Source organism: Mesorhizobium sp. WSM4935, assembly GCF_029625735.1.
Lineage (GTDB): Bacteria > Pseudomonadota > Alphaproteobacteria > Rhizobiales > Rhizobiaceae > Mesorhizobium.
In genome coordinates, this window is sequence record NZ_JARTVR010000018.1 from 79108 (window position 1) to 95917 (window position 16810).

Sequence of the window (16810 nt, forward strand, 5' to 3'; positions counted from 1 at the left end):
CGGCCTGACCTGAATCTCGACGCACTTACGGGCGTAGTGCCGCTCAATGCGCCTCGTCCCAATTGTCCGCGGCCCGCGCGTCGACATGCAGCGGCACGGACATCGAAACCGCCGGCATCGGCGCGCTCTCCATCACCTTGCGCACCACCGGGATCGTCGCTTCGACCTCGGCCTCCACGGTCTCGAAGATCAGTTCGTCATGGACCTGCAGCAGCATGCGGGCCGACAGCTTCGCCTTCTCCAACGCCTCCTCCATATGCACCATCGCGCGGCGGATGATGTCGGCCGCGGTGCCCTGGAGCCTGGCATTGATCGAGGCGCGCTCGTTGAAGGCGCGGATCGACGGGTTGGAGGATCGGATCTCCGGATAGTGGATGCGGCGGCCGAAGATGGTTTCGACGAATCCGTTCTCCCGCGCATAGGCCTTGGTTTCCTCGATATAGTCGCGGATGCCGGGGAAGCGCTCGAAATAGCGCTTGATATAGGCGCTTGCCTCCTCGCGCGGGATCGACAGCTGGTTGGCGAGGCCGAAGGCCGAGATGCCGTAGATGATGCCGAAATTGATCGCCTTGGCGCGCCGGCGCACTTCCGAAGGCATGCCTTCGACCGGCACGTTGAACATTTCCGATGCGGTGATGGCGTGGATGTCGGCGCCGTCGGCGAAAGCCTGCTTGAGCTGCGGGATCTCGGCGACATGGGCGAGCACGCGCAGCTCGATCTGGCTGTAGTCGGCCGAGACCAGCTTGTGGCCTTTCTCCGCAATGAAGGCAGTCCTGATCTTGCGCCCTTCAGCCGTACGCACCGGAATGTTCTGCAGATTGGGATCGGAGGACGACAGCCGCCCGGTCGTGGTCGCGGCAAGAGCATAGGAGGTGTGGACGCGGTTGGTGCCGGGGTTGATGAAGCCTGGCAGCGCGTCGGTATAGGTCGATTTCAGCTTGGTGAGCTGGCGCCAGTCGACGATCTTGCGCGGCAGCTCGTGGCCTTCGGCGGCGAGATCCTCCAGAAGCTGGGCCGAGGTCGACCACTGGCCGGTCTTGGTCTTTGAGCCGCCCGGCAGGCCCATCTTGCCGAACAAGATGTCGCCGAGCTGCTTCGGCGAGCCGATGTTGATGCGCTCGCCGACGATCCCATAGATCTCTTCCTCGACGCGGGCAGCACCTTGCGCCAGCTCGCCGGAGAGCCGCGACAGGATCTGGCGGTCGACCGAGATGCCGCGCTGCTCCATGCGCGCGAGCACCGGGACCAGCGGCCGTTCCAGCCGCTCATAGACGGAAACGAGGCCCTTGGCGGCCAGCCTCGGCTTCAGCACCTGCCAGAGCCGGAGCGCCAGGTCGGCCTGCTCGCCGGCATAGGCGGTCGCGCGCTCGATATCGACCTGATCAAAGCCGATGGCGCTCTTGCCCGACCCGGCAAGCTCCTTTTTCGTCGCCGGCGCGTGGCCCAGCCACTTCTCCGACAGGGAGGCGAGGTCGTGGCCGCCGGACGTGCCCGCGTCGAGCACATAGGAGATCAGCATGGTATCGTCGAACGGGGCGACCTCGATGCCGTGCCGGCTCATCACGACGATGTCGTATTTCATGTCCTGCACGATCTTCAGGACCGACCGATCCTCGAGCAGCGGCTTCAGCAGCGCCAGCGCCTTGCGGACCGGGATCTGGTTTTCCAGAAGGCCGCCGCCAAGCAGGTCGCCGTTGCCGTTTCTGTGGGCGAGCGGCACGTAGACGGCGCGGCCCGGCGCGACCGCCATGGACAGGCCGATGAGATCGGCCTGCATCGGGTCGGACGAGGTGGTCTCGGCGTCGAAAGCAAGGATGCCGGCGTCGCGGGCTTCGGCTATCCAGGCCTCGAGCGCGGCCATATCGCGAATGGCGCTATAGGCCGAAGGGTCGATCGTGCGCGCCGACGCCTGCTCCAGCCGCAGCGCCGAGAGCAGCGATGGCGTGTCGCCTTGCGGCGGCGCATCCTCGCCCCTGACCGGCGCAGCCGGCTTGGCGGCCTCGCTCGGCGCGGCGGCCTGTCGCGGCGCCGGCGGCGCGCCGGCGCCGACATCGGGGCCATGCGCGGTATCGGCGCGCTCGATGGTCACGGTGGAGGCCTGGACGTCGCCGACCTCGGTCGCGGTCGCTTCGGCGACGCGTCGCGTCAGCGTGGTGAATTCCATCGTCTTCAGAAAGCCGATCAGCTTCGGGCCGTCAGGAGCATGCAACACGAGGTCGTCCAGGCCTTCCTTCAACGGCACGTCGTTCTTCAGCGTCACCAGCTCGCGCGAAATGCGCGCCTTGTCGGCATTGGCGATGATGGTCTCGCGACGCTTTTCCTGCTTGATCTCGGAAGCGCGCGCGAGCAGCCCGTCAAGGTCGCCGAACTGTTCCAGAAGCTGCGCTGCGGTCTTCGGTCCGATGCCCGGCACGCCCGGCACATTGTCGACCGAGTCGCCGGTGAGCGCCTGCAGGTCGATCATCTTTTCCGGCGGCACGCCCCATTTCTCGATCACCTCGGGAATGCCGATCTGCCGGTCCTTCATCGGATCGTACATGCCGACCGTGGGACCGACCAGCTGCATCAAGTCCTTGTCGGAGGAGACGATGGTGGTGTCGGCGCCGACTTCGCAGGCCAGCCGGCAATAGGTGGCGATGATGTCGTCGGCCTCGAAACCTTCCATCTCGATGCAGGGCAGGTTGAAGGCGGCGGTCGCCTGGCGGATCAGGCCGAATTGCGGGATCAGGTCTTCCGGCGGTGCCGAACGGTTCGCCTTGTATTCGGGATAGAGATCGCTGCGGAAGGTCTTCGAGGAATAATCGAAGATGACGGCGAAATGCGTCGGCACGACACCTACATTGGTGTTGCGCGCGTCCTGCATCAGCTTCCATACCATGTTGCAGAAGCCGAGCACGGCGCTGGTCGGCAGGCCGTCGGATTTGCGATTGAGCGGCGGCAGCGCGTGATAGGCGCGGAAAATGTAGCCGGAGCCGTCGACGAGAAAGAGGTGATCGCCTTTTTTCATGCCGGCAGGGATAGCGCGGCCGGGCGTCGCGGTCCATGCCAAAGGCTGTGGAACCCACCGGTTCGGGCAACACCCCTGACAGATCCTGTCCGGCCCGAATTTTGTCGCTCACGGGTATGTTACAAAAGTGTAATTTTCGTGCCCTTGAATCGCCACGTTCACAAACCCAAATAGACGTCATCGGCAGTTTTTCGCCGAAGTCCGGAGTAAGGCCCGTCCCCCGCCTATCCCGGGCAAACTGCGGCAGCCTATCCCCCCTCTCCGGGCTGCCGCAACGTTTCGAGTAGAGACCGCCGTGGTTCCCCCTCCACCACGGCGGTTTTCTTTTATCTCCAGATCCCATGTCCTGCGACCTCTTCGGGGGTGCATGTCATCTTCTCACGCACTTCGGGCGACATGCATCCGGGCTTGGTCCAACAATTGCGGCTTTTCGTTTCCGGTCCAGACCTTTAGGGTCGGCGCAAAAATCGAAAGGCCCGCTAATGTCCAGAATCTCTCCCGTCCTCGAACGTCTCGACCAGAATCTCGACCAGAGCCTGGAGCGGCTGTTCGGCCTGCTCGGCATCAAGTCGATCTCCACCGATCCGGCCTTCGCCGCCGACTGCCGCAAGGGGGCGGAATGGCTGGTCGCCGAGCTCAAGCTGATCGGTTTCGACGCGAGTGTGCGTGACACGCCCGGACATCCGATGGTGGTGGCGCATCACGAGGGACCGGCGGGCGCGCCGCATGTGCTGTTCTACGGCCATTACGACGTGCAGCCGGTCGATCCGGTCGAGTTGTGGGAAACCGATCCGTTCGCGCCCTCGATCAAGGAGATCGAGCCCGGCCGCAAGGTGATCACCGGGCGCGGCTCGGCCGACGACAAGGGGCAGCTGATGACCTTCGTCGAGGCCTGCCGCGCCTGGAAACAGGTGCATGGCAATCTGCCCTGCCGCGTCACCATCCTGTTCGAAGGCGAGGAGGAATCCGGCTCGCCATCGCTGAAGCCGTTCCTGGAGGCCAACGCCGCCGAGCTGAAGGCGGATTTCGCGCTGGTCTGCGACACCAGCATGTGGAACCGCGAGACGCCGTCGATCTGCGTGTCGCTGCGCGGCATGGTCGGCGAGGAGGTCACCGTCAAGGCGGCCAACCGGGACCTGCATTCGGGTCTCTATGGGGGTCCGGCCGCCAATCCGATCCGCATCCTGGCCAAGGTGCTGGCCGATATCCACGACAAGGATGGCCGCGTCACCATTCCGGGCTTCTATGACGGCGTCGAGGAGACCCCTTCGCAAGTGTTGAAATCATGGGAAGGCCTTGGCGAAACGGCCGAGACCTTCCTTGGACCGGTCGGGCTTTCCATTCCGGCCGGCGAGAAAGGGCGCTCGGTGCTCGAAATGACCTGGGCAAGGCCGACCGCGGAATTCAACGGCATCATCGGCGGCTACACCGGCAAAGGCTTCAAGACGGTGATCGCGGCGGAGGCTTCGACAAAGGTGTCGTTCCGGCTCGTCCACAAGCAGGACCCGAAGAAGATCCGCGCCGCCTTCCAGGCTTTCGTTCGCGAGCGCATCCCCGGCGACTGCTCGGTGGAATTCCACCCGCATGGCGGCTCGCCGGCGATCCAGCTTTCCTACGACTCGCCTTTCCTGGCCAAGGCCAAGGATGCGCTGTCCGACGAATGGGAGAAGCAGGCGGTCACCACCGGCGGCGGCGGCTCCATCCCCGTGGTCGGCGATTTCCAGACCTATCTCGGCATGGAATCGCTGCTGGTCGGCTTCGGCCTGGACGACGACCGCATCCATTCGCCCAACGAGAAGTACGAGCTGACCTCCTTCCACAAGGGGCAGCGATCGTGGGCGCGCATCCTCGACGCGCTGACGCGTTGAAATTCAACTTTCTGTTGCTTTTTCTCCGGATCGCGGCGAGGACGAATGACCAGCGCAACGCGCCGCCGCTGCTGACGCATCCCAGGCGATGCGCGGCATTGCGGCCGCGATCCGGAGAAGAGAATGACCGATATCCGTTTCCACAAGAACGATCTGCCGGACCTCACCCGTTATAATGTGGGCGCGGTGGCCATCGACACGGAAACGCTGGGGCTCAACCCGCATCGCGACCGGCTCTGCGTGGTGCAGATCTCGCCCGGCGACGGCAGCGCCGATGTCATCCAGATCGCGCCCGGCCAGAAGAAGGCGCCGAACCTCGTCAGCCTGCTCAGGAACCGCGCGATCACCAAGCTGTTCCATTACGGCCGCTTCGACATCGCCGTGCTCTATCATACCTTCGGCGTGATGGCGGAGCCGGTGTTCTGCACCAAGATCGCCTCGCGGCTCGTCCGCACCTACACCGATCGCCACGGGCTGAAGGATCTCTGCAGCGAATTGCTCGGCATCGGCCTGTCCAAGGCGCAGCAATCCTCCGACTGGGCGGCGGAAACGCTCTCGCCCGAGCAGCTCGACTATGCCGCCTCCGACGTGCTTTACCTGCACCGCCTGCGCGAGGTGCTTGCGGCGCGTCTGGCGCGCGAAAACCGCACCAAGGAGGCGGACGCCTGCTTCCGTTTCCTGCCGACGCGAGCCAAGCTCGATCTTATGGGTTGGGCGGAAGAGGACATCTTCGCGCATAGCTGACGGAACCCGCGCGTCGGAAGGACGTTGGGCCGGTTCGTGGAGGGAGTGAAATGGCAGAGCGCAAACCGATAGAAAGCGCGCCGAAGGACGGCTCGAAGGTCACCATCCTGTGGAAGGACGGCGACGGCGTCGTCAACGAATCCATCGGTCAGTATCGCGACGGCGGCTGGTGGGTCTACACCGACAGCGACACGCAAAAGAAGGTCGATCCGACGAGCTGGCGCCCGGCATCCGATGACGACGACCAGTAGGCGACCGCTGCCTGCAAGCTTCAAAGCGGGTCTCAAGCGAAACGAGGGGGCGCAATGAGGCAGAACACGCTCTATCTCATCATCGGGGTGCTGATCGCGGTGATCATCGCGCTCGGCATCTATGCCTATCGCGAGCACACCAGGCCGAAAGGCGTCGAGCTCAAGATCGACGACAAGGGCATTTCGATCCAGCAGAATTGACCATGGTGGCCAGCCGGGACAGGCCGGCGCCGTGAGGGACCAGACTGGCTTTGCGAGACGACATTGCGCCGGGGGGATTTCGGCCGGAGATACAGGGACTGCGCGGGATTGCCGTAGCCTTTGTGGTGATTTTCCACATCTGGCCGGCAGCGCTTCCGGGCGGCTATGTCGGCGTCGATATCTTCTTCGTCATCTCCGGCTTTCTCATCACCGGCCTGCTCGTGCGCATGGCGCTCAGCGAAGACGGCATCTCGCTAGTCGGCTTTTACACGCGCCGGGTCAGGCGGCTGCTGCCGGCGGCGATCGTCGCGCTTTTGGTTACGCTCGCGGGAACACTGCTGTTCGTGTCGGACGCGTGGTGGGAAGAAACCGCCAAGCAGGTGATCGCAAGCGCGCTCTACGTGCAGAACTGGCGGCTTGCCGAGCAGGCCGTGGATTATCTCGGCGCCGAGGATGCGCCCAGCCCGGTGCAGCATTTCTGGTCGCTGTCGATCGAGGAGCAGTTCTACATCGTCTGGCCGGTGCTGATGATCGCGGCGCTGTGGTGGGCAAGGCGTCGCGGCTATTCACCCGTGCAAATGCTCACCTTCGTGCTCGGCGTGGTCATGGCCGGCTCGCTCGCGGTTTCCGTCGCCCTTACCCGATCCGATCCGGCATGGGCCTATTTCGTGACCCATACCCGGGTCTGGGAGCTGGCTCTTGGGGGATTGCTGGCGCTGATGCTCGATCGGTTCCGCCCGAGCGCGCATATGAGAAGTGCGATGGCCGTCGCTGGCATGCTGGCGGCGCTTGCATCGGCGGTGCTGTTTTCAAGGTCGACCGATTTTCCAGGCTTCAAGGCGCTGTTGCCGACGCTCGGCGCGGCTCTGGTTATTGCGGCCGGCAGCATACGCATCGGCCGCTTCCGCGGCCTGGATGTCGCCGCGCTGCGCTATATCGGCGACCGCTCCTATTCGATCTATCTGTGGCATTGGCCGCTGATCATATTCTATGTGGCGCAGCGCGGCACGGTTGGCGCGGTCGATGGCATTCTGCTCATCATCGCCACTCTGGCCGTTTCCCATCTCTCCTACCGTTTCGTCGAACAGCCCTATCGCCATTCGCGCTCGTCGCTGGCATGGCGGCCGCTGATCGACGGCACGGCCGCGATCGGGTTGTGCGTGGCGGGGGCCGGCGGGCTCGTCTATGCGGTCGACCGGCAGCCCATCGATACCAGCCTGATCGGAACGCCAAATTATCCCGGGCCTGCGGCCTTGCTGGCGAACGCTGTTGTCCCTGAGGGCGTCAAGCTGTTGCCCCCCTTGAGCAAGATCGGCAGCGACGTGCCGATCATCTACAAAATGAAATGTCATCAGGAGCAGAAGAGCGTCAACGCGACCGGTTGCCAGCTTGGCGACCCGACGGGGACGAGAACCATCGTCGTGATGGGCGATTCCCACGGGGCGCAATGGGTGCCGGCAATCGACAAAATCGCCAAAGACAGAAAGTGGAAGCTCGTCACCTTCACCAAGGCGGCATGCCCGGTGACCCGGGCCACGATCCTTGACAACGGCAAGCCGTATGAGCAATGCGCGCTCTGGCGCGAGAAAGTTCTCGCCGAAATTGCGAAACTGAAGCCCGATCTCGTGATCACCAGCCAGAGCAACTACACCGGCGTTGCGCGGGACGCGATGGTCGAGGGATTGCGCAGCGTCTGGGGCGAGATCACAAGCCAGGGCGTGCGCGTCGTCGCCATCCGCAACACACCTTTCAGCCTGTTCGATCCACGCAGTTGCCTGGGAACCGATCCCGGCAGATGCGTCAATCCGCGCGGCGAGGTCGAACGGGAAAACATCTACGCGCTCGCCGCCCAGCCAGTGGCGGGGGTCACCGTGGTCGATATGAACGATGCGCTCTGCGGCAAGGACAGCTGCCCGGCGGTGGCCGGCAACATCGTCGTGCTGCGCGATAACCATCACCTTACGGCAACCTATGCGCTGGCGCTCGCTCCCTATCTGGCCAAGGCAGCGGGACTTTGAGCAAGTCAGACCTATTCTTGGTCTTTCTTCGTTACCGCCATTCCGCAGCTCCGACAAAATCGCTTTGCTCAGGAAACCCAAAATTCGCTTGTTCGTTCTTAGGAATGGCCATCAAGCGAACGTGATCGGCCAAAGGAGGAACTTTTCATGAAAATTCATATCATTTGCATGACCGCGTTGTCGCTTTCCTTCCCGGCCGCCTCTGCCTTCGCGGGCGCCAACACTGGAACCTCGGCCCTCGACGATCCCGCTAAGATGTCGCCGTCTTCACAGACGCCGGCATGAAAACCATGAGGTCTGGCGATGAGTTCAAGAAAGCATGGCTGGCTCTGAGCGAAGAGGATCGGACTTCGATCAAGAAGGACTGCGGCGACGATACCATTGCCAAGCAACACGACAATTTCTGCAAGATGACCAAGGAACTTGGCGGCGCCAACTAAAGCGTTCGCTCCTGAATGCCCCGGCGGCTCGACCCGACCGGGGCATCTCAGCGATGCCTGACGCGATTTCTCCGCGCTTTTCAGGTGTCTCGACCCGCAGACCACGCCGGACTTGAGCCACTGGGACTCTCTCCGCCTCAGTTCCTTTCGATCTGCCGGACTTGGCTGCGACCCGGCGAGAAGTCGTGCGCTGCAGGCGAGATGATCAACGACTTCCAGGCCCGTACAACGCCATGGTTCATGAACGTGGCGGATGGGGAAAATCGTTTCCTGTTCACGCTTCTTTTGTAACGAAAGTCCCCTCAGGTGATGCACTTTATATCCCGCGGTCAGGCTCCCAACGAGTAAAGAAGCCCGCCGGCCGAAGCCAGCGGGCCTAATTCAGGGTTGGAGTAGGTACCTAGCCAATGCGCTGGAGGCGAGGAAGTTCCTTTCACTTCGCCGGCGCGGGTGCGAGCCCTTCACCAGTGGTCCCTCTAAAGCGTGCATAACCCTGCTTTAACCCGCCTTTAAACCGCCGCATCTAGTCTTCAATCCGAACGCCATCGGGATTGGGGACAGACAAGCAAGGGCGCATGGCGAACCGCAGAGACAGTCGCATCGAACCGAGCTTCGAGGGGTCGCAGCGCGCGAAATCCTTCGATGGCTTTTCGGTGAGCGAGGAGGATCGCGTCGTGCCGCGCACCCGCAAGTCTGCTGCAAAGGGCAGATCCGCAAAAGCGAAATCACGCGGCCGCGGCCGCGATCGCAACCGGCGCGGACTGTTCGGCATCGCCACCCGCCTGGTCTACTGGTGCTTCGTGTTCTGTATCTGGGGCGGCATCGCGGCGGCAGGCATCGTGGTCTATTACGGCGCCAAGATGCCGGCGGCGACGACATGGTCGATCCCGGACCGCGCGCCCAACATCAAGATCGTCTCGGTCGATGGCGGGCTGATCGCCAATCGCGGCGCGTCGGGCGGCGAGGCCGTCAGCCTGCATGAAATGTCGCCCTATATCCCGGAGGCCGTCGTCGCCATCGAGGACCGTCGCTTCTATTCGCATTTCGGTGTCGACCCGATCGGCCTGGCGCGCGCCATGGCCACCAATCTCATCGGCGGGCACTTCTCGCAGGGCGGCTCGACGCTGACGCAACAGCTGGCGAAGAACCTGTTCCTGACGCCGGACCGCACGCTGGAACGCAAGGTCCAGGAAGTGCTGCTCGCGCTCTGGCTCGAGCACAAGCACAGCAAGGACCAGATCCTCGAAATGTACCTCAACCGGGTCTATTTCGGCTCGGGCGCCTATGGCGTCGAGGCGGCCTCACGACGCTATTTCGGCAAGAGCGCGCGCGACGTGACGCTTTCGGAAGCGGCGTTGCTGGCGGGCCTGCTCAAGGCGCCGTCCAAGCTGTCGCCGGCGCGCGATCCCAAAGCGGCCGAAGAGCGCGCGCAGCTCGTGCTCGCGGCCATGCGCGAGGAAGGCAAGATCAGCGACAAGGAATACAAGACCGCGCTGAGCGCGCCGGCAACGCGCGCGCCGTCTTACTGGACCGGCTCGGAAAATTACGTCGCCGACACGGTGATGGACGAGCTTCCGGACCTGATCGGCGATGTGCGCGGCGACATCGTCATCAACACCACCGTCGACCTCAACCTGCAGAAGCTTGCGGAACAGTCGATCCGCCGGCTGATCGACGAGAGTGGCAAGAAGCTCAACGTTAGCCAAGGGGCGCTGGTGTCGATCGACGATTCCGGCGCGGTGCGCGCCATGGTCGGCGGTTATGATTATTCGACCAGCCAGTTCGACCGCGCCTCGGAAGCGCGTCGCCAGCCCGGTTCCGCCTTCAAGCCTTTCGTCTACATGGCGGCGCTGGAGGCCGGCCGCACGCCGGACAGCATCCGCAACGACGCGCCGATCAAAATCGGCAAATGGACGCCCGACAATTACGGCGGCAAATATTACGGCAAGGTGACTTTGGCCACGGCTCTTGCCAAGTCGCTCAACTCAGTGGCCGCACAGCTCACTATGGAAGTGGGACCTGACGCCGTGGTGGAAGCCGCGCATCGCATGGGCATCCAGTCCGACCTGCAGGCCAACACGTCTATCGCGCTCGGCACATCGGAAGTCACGCCGCTGGAGCTGACCGCGGCCTATGTGCCCTTCGCCAATGGCGGCTACAAGCCGGACATTCACTTCATCCAGCGCATCACCACCGCCAACGGCAAGGTGCTCTACGAGAACAGCGGCGGCAGCGCGCCGCGCGTCATCAAGGCCGATATCGTCGGCATGATGAACTCGATGATGACCGGGACCGTCGAGGTCGGCACCGCCAAGAAGGCGGCGTTCAACTGGCCTTCGGCGGGCAAGACCGGCACCAGCCAGAATTCGCGCGACGCCTGGTTCGTCGGCTACACGGCCAATCTCACCACCGGCGTGTGGTTTGGCAATGACGACGGCAGCCCGATGAAGAAGGTCACCGGCGGCGCCTTGCCGGCGCAGGCCTGGCACGAATTCATGGTGGCCGCGCATGAGGGCGTGCCTGTGCGGCCGCTGCCCGGCACCTGGAAGTCGACGCCGTCCGATGCGATCGTGCCCGACGAGATCCCTTCGGCGGACGCCTCGCAGGCGCCGCCAGCGCCGCCCGCGGCCGTCGGCCAGCCGGCGCCCGTGGCCCAGGCGCCGGCACCAGCGCGCCAGGCGCGGACCACACGAGCGGCTGAGACCGTCGATGCCGGCGGCTTCGACATGCCGAGCGACAGCGGGTCGACCGCCTCGATCAAGCATCCGGTGCCGCCCGGCGATGTCGGCGGTCCGACCAAGAAGCGCCAGACCTCGATCCTCGACATATTGAGCGGGGGCTGAAGCCGCCGGGATCGGAATGGCACCGGCTTCTTATTCCATGGCGATCCCGAAAACCGGAACCCACTTTTCGGGATCATGGCTACGGCGGCAACTCGCCCTCTCGCCATGAGTGCTCCCTTCGGCTACATGTCCGGCCGGAGACAAAACCATGGCCGAGACCGACAGCAGAAACACCATCGTGCTCACCGGCGCCAGCCGGGGCATCGGCCATGCGACGGTGAAGCGCTTTTCGCGCGAGGGCTGGCGGGTCATCACCTGCTCGCGCCAGGCTTTTGCCGAGGACTGTCCTTGGCCGGCCGGCCCCGAGGATCACATCAAGGTCGATCTCGCCGACCAGGAGGATGTCGGCATCGCCGTTTCCGAAATCCGACACCGGCTGGAGGCGCATGGCGGGCAGCTGCACGCACTGGTCAACAATGCCGGCATCTCGCCGAAGCTGAAGGATGGCAGCCGGATGAACTCGATCGACACGCCGATGCATGTCTGGCGCGACGTGTTCCAGGTCAATTTCTTCGCGCCGATCATGCTGGCGCGCGGCCTGTTCAAAGAGCTCGCCGCCGCCAAGGGCTCGATCGTCAATGTCACCTCGATCGCCGGCACAAGGGTGCATCCGTTCGCCGGCACGGCTTATGCGACATCCAAGGCCGCGCTCGGCTCGCTGACGCGCGAGATGGCGCATGACTTCGGCCCGCACGGCATCCGCGTCAATGCGATCGCGCCGGGCGAGATCGACACGGCGATTCTTTCGCCCGGCACCGACAAGATCGTCGAGACGATCCCGCTGAGAAGGCTGGGTGCCACCTCGGAAGTGGCCGACATCATCTTCTTCCTGTGCTCGGGCCAGGCGTCCTACGTGACCGGCTCGGAAATCCACATCAATGGCGGCCAGCACGTGTGAGCGGCTGACGTCAAACCACGGTGAGGACAGCCTTGCCGCTGAAGCCGCGCTGCCGCAGCGCATCCACGGCCTGGCCGATGTCCGTCCATGGTACCGTCATAACCACGCGGGTTTCCAGCCTGCCGGCCGCGACAAGATCGAGCAGCACGGCGATGTCGGCGCCGATGGCTGGACCGGACGTATAATAAGCGAAGGTCTGAAGCCTGGCGCCTTCGTGGCCTGGAACGAACTGGCGAAAGCCAACCCGCGTGAGCTCGCCGCTGCTCGAGCCGAACATGACGATGGTTCCGCCCGGCGCGACGCGTTCGATCGCGTCGGCAAGGCTTTTGCCGCCGACCGACTCGGTGATCAGCGAAAAGGATCCCCCGGCCAGTTCGATCGACTGGACGACTTGCTCGGCGCCCAGATCGCGAAGATCATCGTGATGGCGGGCCGAGGCGATCGCCGTCACGGAAGCGCCTTGCTCGCGAGCGATCTGGATCTGGAAGCGGCCGACCGCGCCGCTCGCGCCGGTGATCAGGACCGGCTGGCCAGCCAGGTCTCCGCCGTGGCGCAAAGTTCTCAGCGCCGTCGTGCCCGCCACCGGAAGCGTGGCGGCGGAGGCGAAGCTTACGCCGTCGGGTATGACGGCGAGGCGATCTGTTGGGACGGCGACATATTCGGCCCAGCCGGCCTGATCGACCAATGCCGCAACGCGCGTGCCCACGACCGGCCCGGAGCCATTGGCCGCCGCGCGTTCGACAATGCCGACGACGTCCTGGCCGGGTATCCAGCCGTCGGGACGTATGCCGAGCAGGCGCAGCTCGCCACGATTCAACGATGTTGCATGAACGGCCACCAATGCTTCATTCACGCTACAGTTTGGCTTGTCCGCCTCGATGAGCTTCAGCCGGTTGGGGCTGGTGGAAGAGATAGCGAGAGCGAGCATAGGCCCACCTTTGAAATTGACGCCCGAAGGCGCGATCGATTGCGACGATAACGGCTTGAGCCTATCGACTTTCACGCTTGAAGAATTTAGCTATAAAGCCAAATGATCGCTAAAAGACGTCAAGCATGAGGCAGCCGCTCCACTGGCCCTGGCTGGATTTCGACGTCGATGACGTGGCTGCGCCGGCGATCGCCGTGGGCGTCGATGTCACCGAGGCCAGGGCCGAGGTGCGGGAGCACTGGCATCGCAAGGGACAGCTCGTCTTCGCGCTTGGCGGCGGCGTCACCTGCCGCGTTCCGAGCGGGCTTTGGATGGTGCCGCCGCATTGCGGCGTGTGGATCCCCGGCGGCATGTCCCACAGCAACATCGCGACGGCGAACGCGCGAATTTTCTTCGTCTATATCGAGCCGGGCGCCGCCGATCTGCCGGATCGGTGCTGCACGCTTTCGATCTCGCCGCTGCTGCGCGAGGTGATCATCGAACTGTCGGAATGCGCGCCGGACGATGCGCGTTGCGGTTTTCTGGGAAGCATCCTGCTCGCCGAACTGCCGCTTATGCCTGTGCAGCAATTGCACCTGCCGATCTCGGCCGAGCCGCGGCTGCGACGGATCGCCGAGGCGCTGGCGGATGATCCCGCCGATCGCAGCACGCTGGCGGAGTGGGCGGATCGCGTGGCGCTCAGCGAAAGCAGCCTGGCGCGTCTTATCGTCAGGGAGACGGGCTTGAGCTTCGGCCGCTGGCGCCAGCAACTGCATCTGATCGTCGCGCTCCGGGAACTGTCTTCCGGCGCCAGTGTGCAACAGGTGTCGGGCGATCTCGGCTACGAATCCGTCACCGCCTTCATCACCATGTTCAAGAAGGCGCTGGGCAAGCCGCCGGCGAAATATCTCAGCGATATCGCGCAGAATGGCGGTTCCGCCTTCGTCGCCTGACACGCGTCATGCGGGCTGCGGATCGATCTCCGCCGCGGGCCCGGGCGGCTCGGTGGCCGTACGAGTCACCACCTCGACGATCCCTCGCGCGATCTCGCGCTCGCCCATGATCACGGTGTCGGCGCCCAACCCTTTCAGATGCTCGACCTCGGCGTCGGAGTGAGCCCGGGCAATGATGTTGATCGCCGGATTGGCCGCGCGGGCCCGAAGCACGATCTGACCGGCCTCGAAGGCATTGGGGACGGCAAGGATCAGCCGCTTCGCGCCCTCCGGATTGGCTGCCGCGAAGACATCCGCGTTGGCGGCATTGCCGGCGACCGTCTCGACGCCGTCATCGCGCAGCTTCGCCAGTGTCTTGTCGGCATCCTCGATCACCAGGAAGGGCAGGGCGGCTTCCTTCAGCGCGGCGCCCACTAGGCTGCCGACGCGGCCGTAACCGATCAGGATGGAATGGCCGGCAAGCGCCGTTTTAGCCGGCGGACCGTCTTCCTTTCCTGGAGCTGCCTGAACCGAAGCGACATGGCCGGGCTCGGTCGCCGGGCCGATCGGCCTTTGCTCTTCGGCCGGCGCAGCCTTGCCGGCGCGCTTTTCCAGCCATGGCTTCATCCGGTCGACAACGACGAACATCAGCGGATTGAGCAGGATCGAGAGGATCGCGCCGGCGAGGATCAGGTCCCGGCCCTGTTCGGGCAGCAGTTTCAGGCCGACGCCGAGCTCGGCCAGGATGAAGGAGAATTCGCCGATCTGGGCAAGGCTCGCCGAAATCATCAGCGCGGTCGCGATCGGATAACGGAAGGCGATCACGATGAGGAAAGCCGCGATCGACTTGCCGATGACGATGATGGCCAAGGTGGCGAGGATCGGCAGGCCGTTGCTGATCAGGCTGAGCGGGTCGAACAGCATGCCGACCGAGACGAAGAACAGCACCGAGAAGGCGTCGCGCAGCGGCAGCGATTCTTCCGCCGCGCGGTGGCTGAGCTCGGATTCGCTCATGATCATGCCAGCGAAGAAGGCGCCGAGCGCCAGGGAGACGCCGAACAGTTTCGCCGCGCCGAAGGCGACGCCAAGCGCGATCGCGAGCACCGAGAGCCGGAACAATTCCCGGGAGCCGGTATGGGCGACGTAATGCAGGATCCACGGAATGACCCTGCGGCCGACCACCAGCATCACGACGACGAAGGCGGCGACCTTGGCGAATGTCGCGCCGACGACGCCCCACACGCCGTAGCTGGCGGGTAGCGAAAGCAGGCTCGCATGGTCATCGACGAGCGGCTGGCCGCCAAGCACGCCGGCGAGCGCGGGCAACAGCACCAGCGCCAGCACCATGGCCAGATCCTCTACGATCAGCCAGCCGACGGCGATGCGGCCACGCTCGGTCTCGATTAGCCGCCGCTCCTGCATGGCGCGTAAAAGCACCACGGTCGAGGCGACCGAAAGCGCCAGGCCGAAGACCAGGCCGGCGCCCAGCGACCAGCCGAGCAGCCAGGCAAGGCCAACGCCAAGCAGCGTCGCGAAGCCGATCTGCACGACGGCGCCCGGCACGGCGATGGCGCGGACGGACAGAAGGTCCTTCAGCGAAAAATGCAGGCCGACGCCGAACATCAAAAGGATGACGCCGATTTCCGCGAGCTCGTTGGCGAGGCTGGCGTCGGCGACGAAGCCCGGCGTGTTCGGACCGACCAGGACGCCGGCGACAAGATAGCCGACAAGCGGCGGGATGCGGAAACGGTTGGCTAGCGCACCGAAGACGAATGCAAGCCCCAAACCGGCGACGATGGTGGCGATAAGGGGCGTGTCATGCGGCATTGTCTATGGAGCGCCTTTCGAAATTCACAATGTCGGATGGGCGCTCGCCGAGGCTGTCGCCTTCGGCAATATGATGGAGGGAGCGGCGATGATGCAACCACCCACCGGGCAGAAATCGATGCTGAAGGAAGGCGCGTAACGCAAAATCAGCACCGCGCCGCCAAAGAGCCGGCTTCGGACCCCTGGACCCCTGTCTGGGCCTGACGCTGCTTCCTTCCGCCGCTCTATGCCGCCTGCAGCAGGTTCTCGATGTCGGAAACGGTGTGGTTGGTGAGCGTCTTCGGGATTTCGGCTTGCACTTTGTCGCTGACTTCCTTGTGCAGTTTCTGGCGCATCTCGCCAAGCACTTGCGGCGGCGCGATCAGCACGATCGCGTCGAACGCACCGCGATGCGCAAGCTTGTAGAGCCGGTCGGCGATCTCGACGGCAAAGCGCTCCTTGCCAAGACGGTGCCAATCCGTTTCTTCGACGGCGCTGCGGGGACCCTCGTTGCTCTGGCGGCCCGGCTTGTCGCTGCCTTGCTCGCGCGTCGCGGGGTTCTCCTGCTCCATCTCGTGCACCACTTCCAGATTCGGGAACTTGCTGTCGCCCTGGTTGCGCAGGAAGAGCGCCTTTTCGCCATCGGCCACGACGACCCACAATCCGCGCTTCAGTTTGACGCTCATGGCGTTCCTCCTTGCTTGCATTGTTGTCGATCGATGGAGCCAGGGATCGACAGGATGATCGCTAGGCAAACGAGCCGCGGAGCATGATGGTTCCGATCTGGCGGCGGGCGCCCTCGACTGCTCCCGCCAGGCGAGGCTGGGCGCCGAGCGGCAAGATCGGCTTTAATCTACTAAGTTAGTAGAATTTAGAAAAAACTATTTTGCCGCTT

The 16810-nt window shown here is 64.1% G+C and carries 13 protein-coding genes; 9 read left to right on the forward strand and 4 right to left on the reverse strand.

Annotation, left to right across the window (positions count from 1 at the left end):
• Positions 1–43: 43 nt before the first annotated feature.
• Positions 44–3007, reverse strand: coding sequence for a DNA polymerase I (gene polA, locus P9273_RS28545; protein WP_278051795.1), 2964 nt, complete (start codon positions 3005–3007; stop codon positions 44–46).
• Positions 3008–3489: 482 nt separating this feature from the next.
• On the opposite strand from polA, the gene P9273_RS28550 reads away from it, so the two are divergent.
• The 8 genes from P9273_RS28550 to P9273_RS28585 all read left to right on the forward strand — a co-directional run bounded on the left by P9273_RS28550 (position 3490) and on the right by P9273_RS28585 (position 12270).
• The gene (locus P9273_RS28550; RefSeq protein WP_041003610.1) at positions 3490–4875 is read left to right on the forward strand and encodes a M20/M25/M40 family metallo-hydrolase; all 1386 of its coding nucleotides are present in this window, start codon (positions 3490–3492) and stop codon (positions 4873–4875) included.
• Between the two features lie 123 nt (positions 4876–4998).
• Positions 4999–5619, forward strand: a complete 621-nt coding sequence (locus P9273_RS28555; RefSeq protein WP_041003608.1) for a ribonuclease D — start codon at positions 4999–5001, stop codon at positions 5617–5619.
• A 50-nt stretch (positions 5620–5669) separates the two neighbouring features.
• A complete protein-coding gene (locus P9273_RS28560; RefSeq protein ID WP_041003606.1) occupies positions 5670–5870 on the forward strand; it encodes a hypothetical protein in 201 nt (66 codons plus the stop codon).
• Between the two features lie 54 nt (positions 5871–5924).
• The gene (locus P9273_RS28565) at positions 5925–6071 is read left to right on the forward strand and encodes a hypothetical protein (RefSeq protein ID WP_278051797.1); all 147 of its coding nucleotides are present in this window, start codon (positions 5925–5927) and stop codon (positions 6069–6071) included.
• A 50-nt stretch (positions 6072–6121) separates the two neighbouring features.
• Positions 6122–8089 (forward strand): acyltransferase family protein, encoded by a 1968-nt coding sequence (locus P9273_RS28570; RefSeq protein WP_278051798.1) that lies wholly within the window; start codon positions 6122–6124, stop codon positions 8087–8089.
• 290 nt (positions 8090–8379) lie between these two features.
• The gene (locus tag P9273_RS32310; protein ID WP_336619408.1) at positions 8380–8529 is read left to right on the forward strand and encodes a hypothetical protein; all 150 of its coding nucleotides are present in this window, start codon (positions 8380–8382) and stop codon (positions 8527–8529) included.
• Between the two features lie 575 nt (positions 8530–9104).
• The gene (locus P9273_RS28580; RefSeq protein WP_278051799.1) at positions 9105–11372 is read left to right on the forward strand and encodes a transglycosylase domain-containing protein; all 2268 of its coding nucleotides are present in this window, start codon (positions 9105–9107) and stop codon (positions 11370–11372) included.
• A gap of 148 nt (positions 11373–11520) precedes the next feature.
• A complete protein-coding gene (locus P9273_RS28585) occupies positions 11521–12270 on the forward strand; it encodes an SDR family NAD(P)-dependent oxidoreductase (protein ID WP_040997533.1) in 750 nt (249 codons plus the stop codon).
• A 10-nt stretch (positions 12271–12280) separates the two neighbouring features.
• On the opposite strand, the gene P9273_RS28590 is transcribed toward P9273_RS28585, so the two are convergent.
• Positions 12281–13198, reverse strand: a complete 918-nt coding sequence (locus tag P9273_RS28590; protein WP_278051800.1) for a zinc-binding dehydrogenase — start codon at positions 13196–13198, stop codon at positions 12281–12283.
• A 125-nt stretch (positions 13199–13323) separates the two neighbouring features.
• On the opposite strand from P9273_RS28590, the gene P9273_RS28595 reads away from it, so the two are divergent.
• Complete coding sequence (locus P9273_RS28595) at positions 13324–14130, forward strand: AraC family transcriptional regulator (protein WP_040997529.1); 807 nt, start codon at positions 13324–13326, stop codon at positions 14128–14130.
• Positions 14131–14136: 6 nt separating this feature from the next.
• Here the strand turns inward: P9273_RS28595 and ybaL are convergent, their stop codons facing one another.
• On the reverse strand, positions 14137–15936 hold the full coding sequence (ybaL, locus tag P9273_RS28600) for a YbaL family putative K(+) efflux transporter (protein ID WP_040997527.1): 1800 nt from the start codon (positions 15934–15936) through the stop codon (positions 14137–14139).
• A 224-nt stretch (positions 15937–16160) separates the two neighbouring features.
• On the reverse strand, positions 16161–16601 hold the full coding sequence (locus tag P9273_RS28605) for a host attachment family protein (protein ID WP_040997525.1): 441 nt from the start codon (positions 16599–16601) through the stop codon (positions 16161–16163).
• Positions 16602–16810 lie beyond the last annotated feature (209 nt).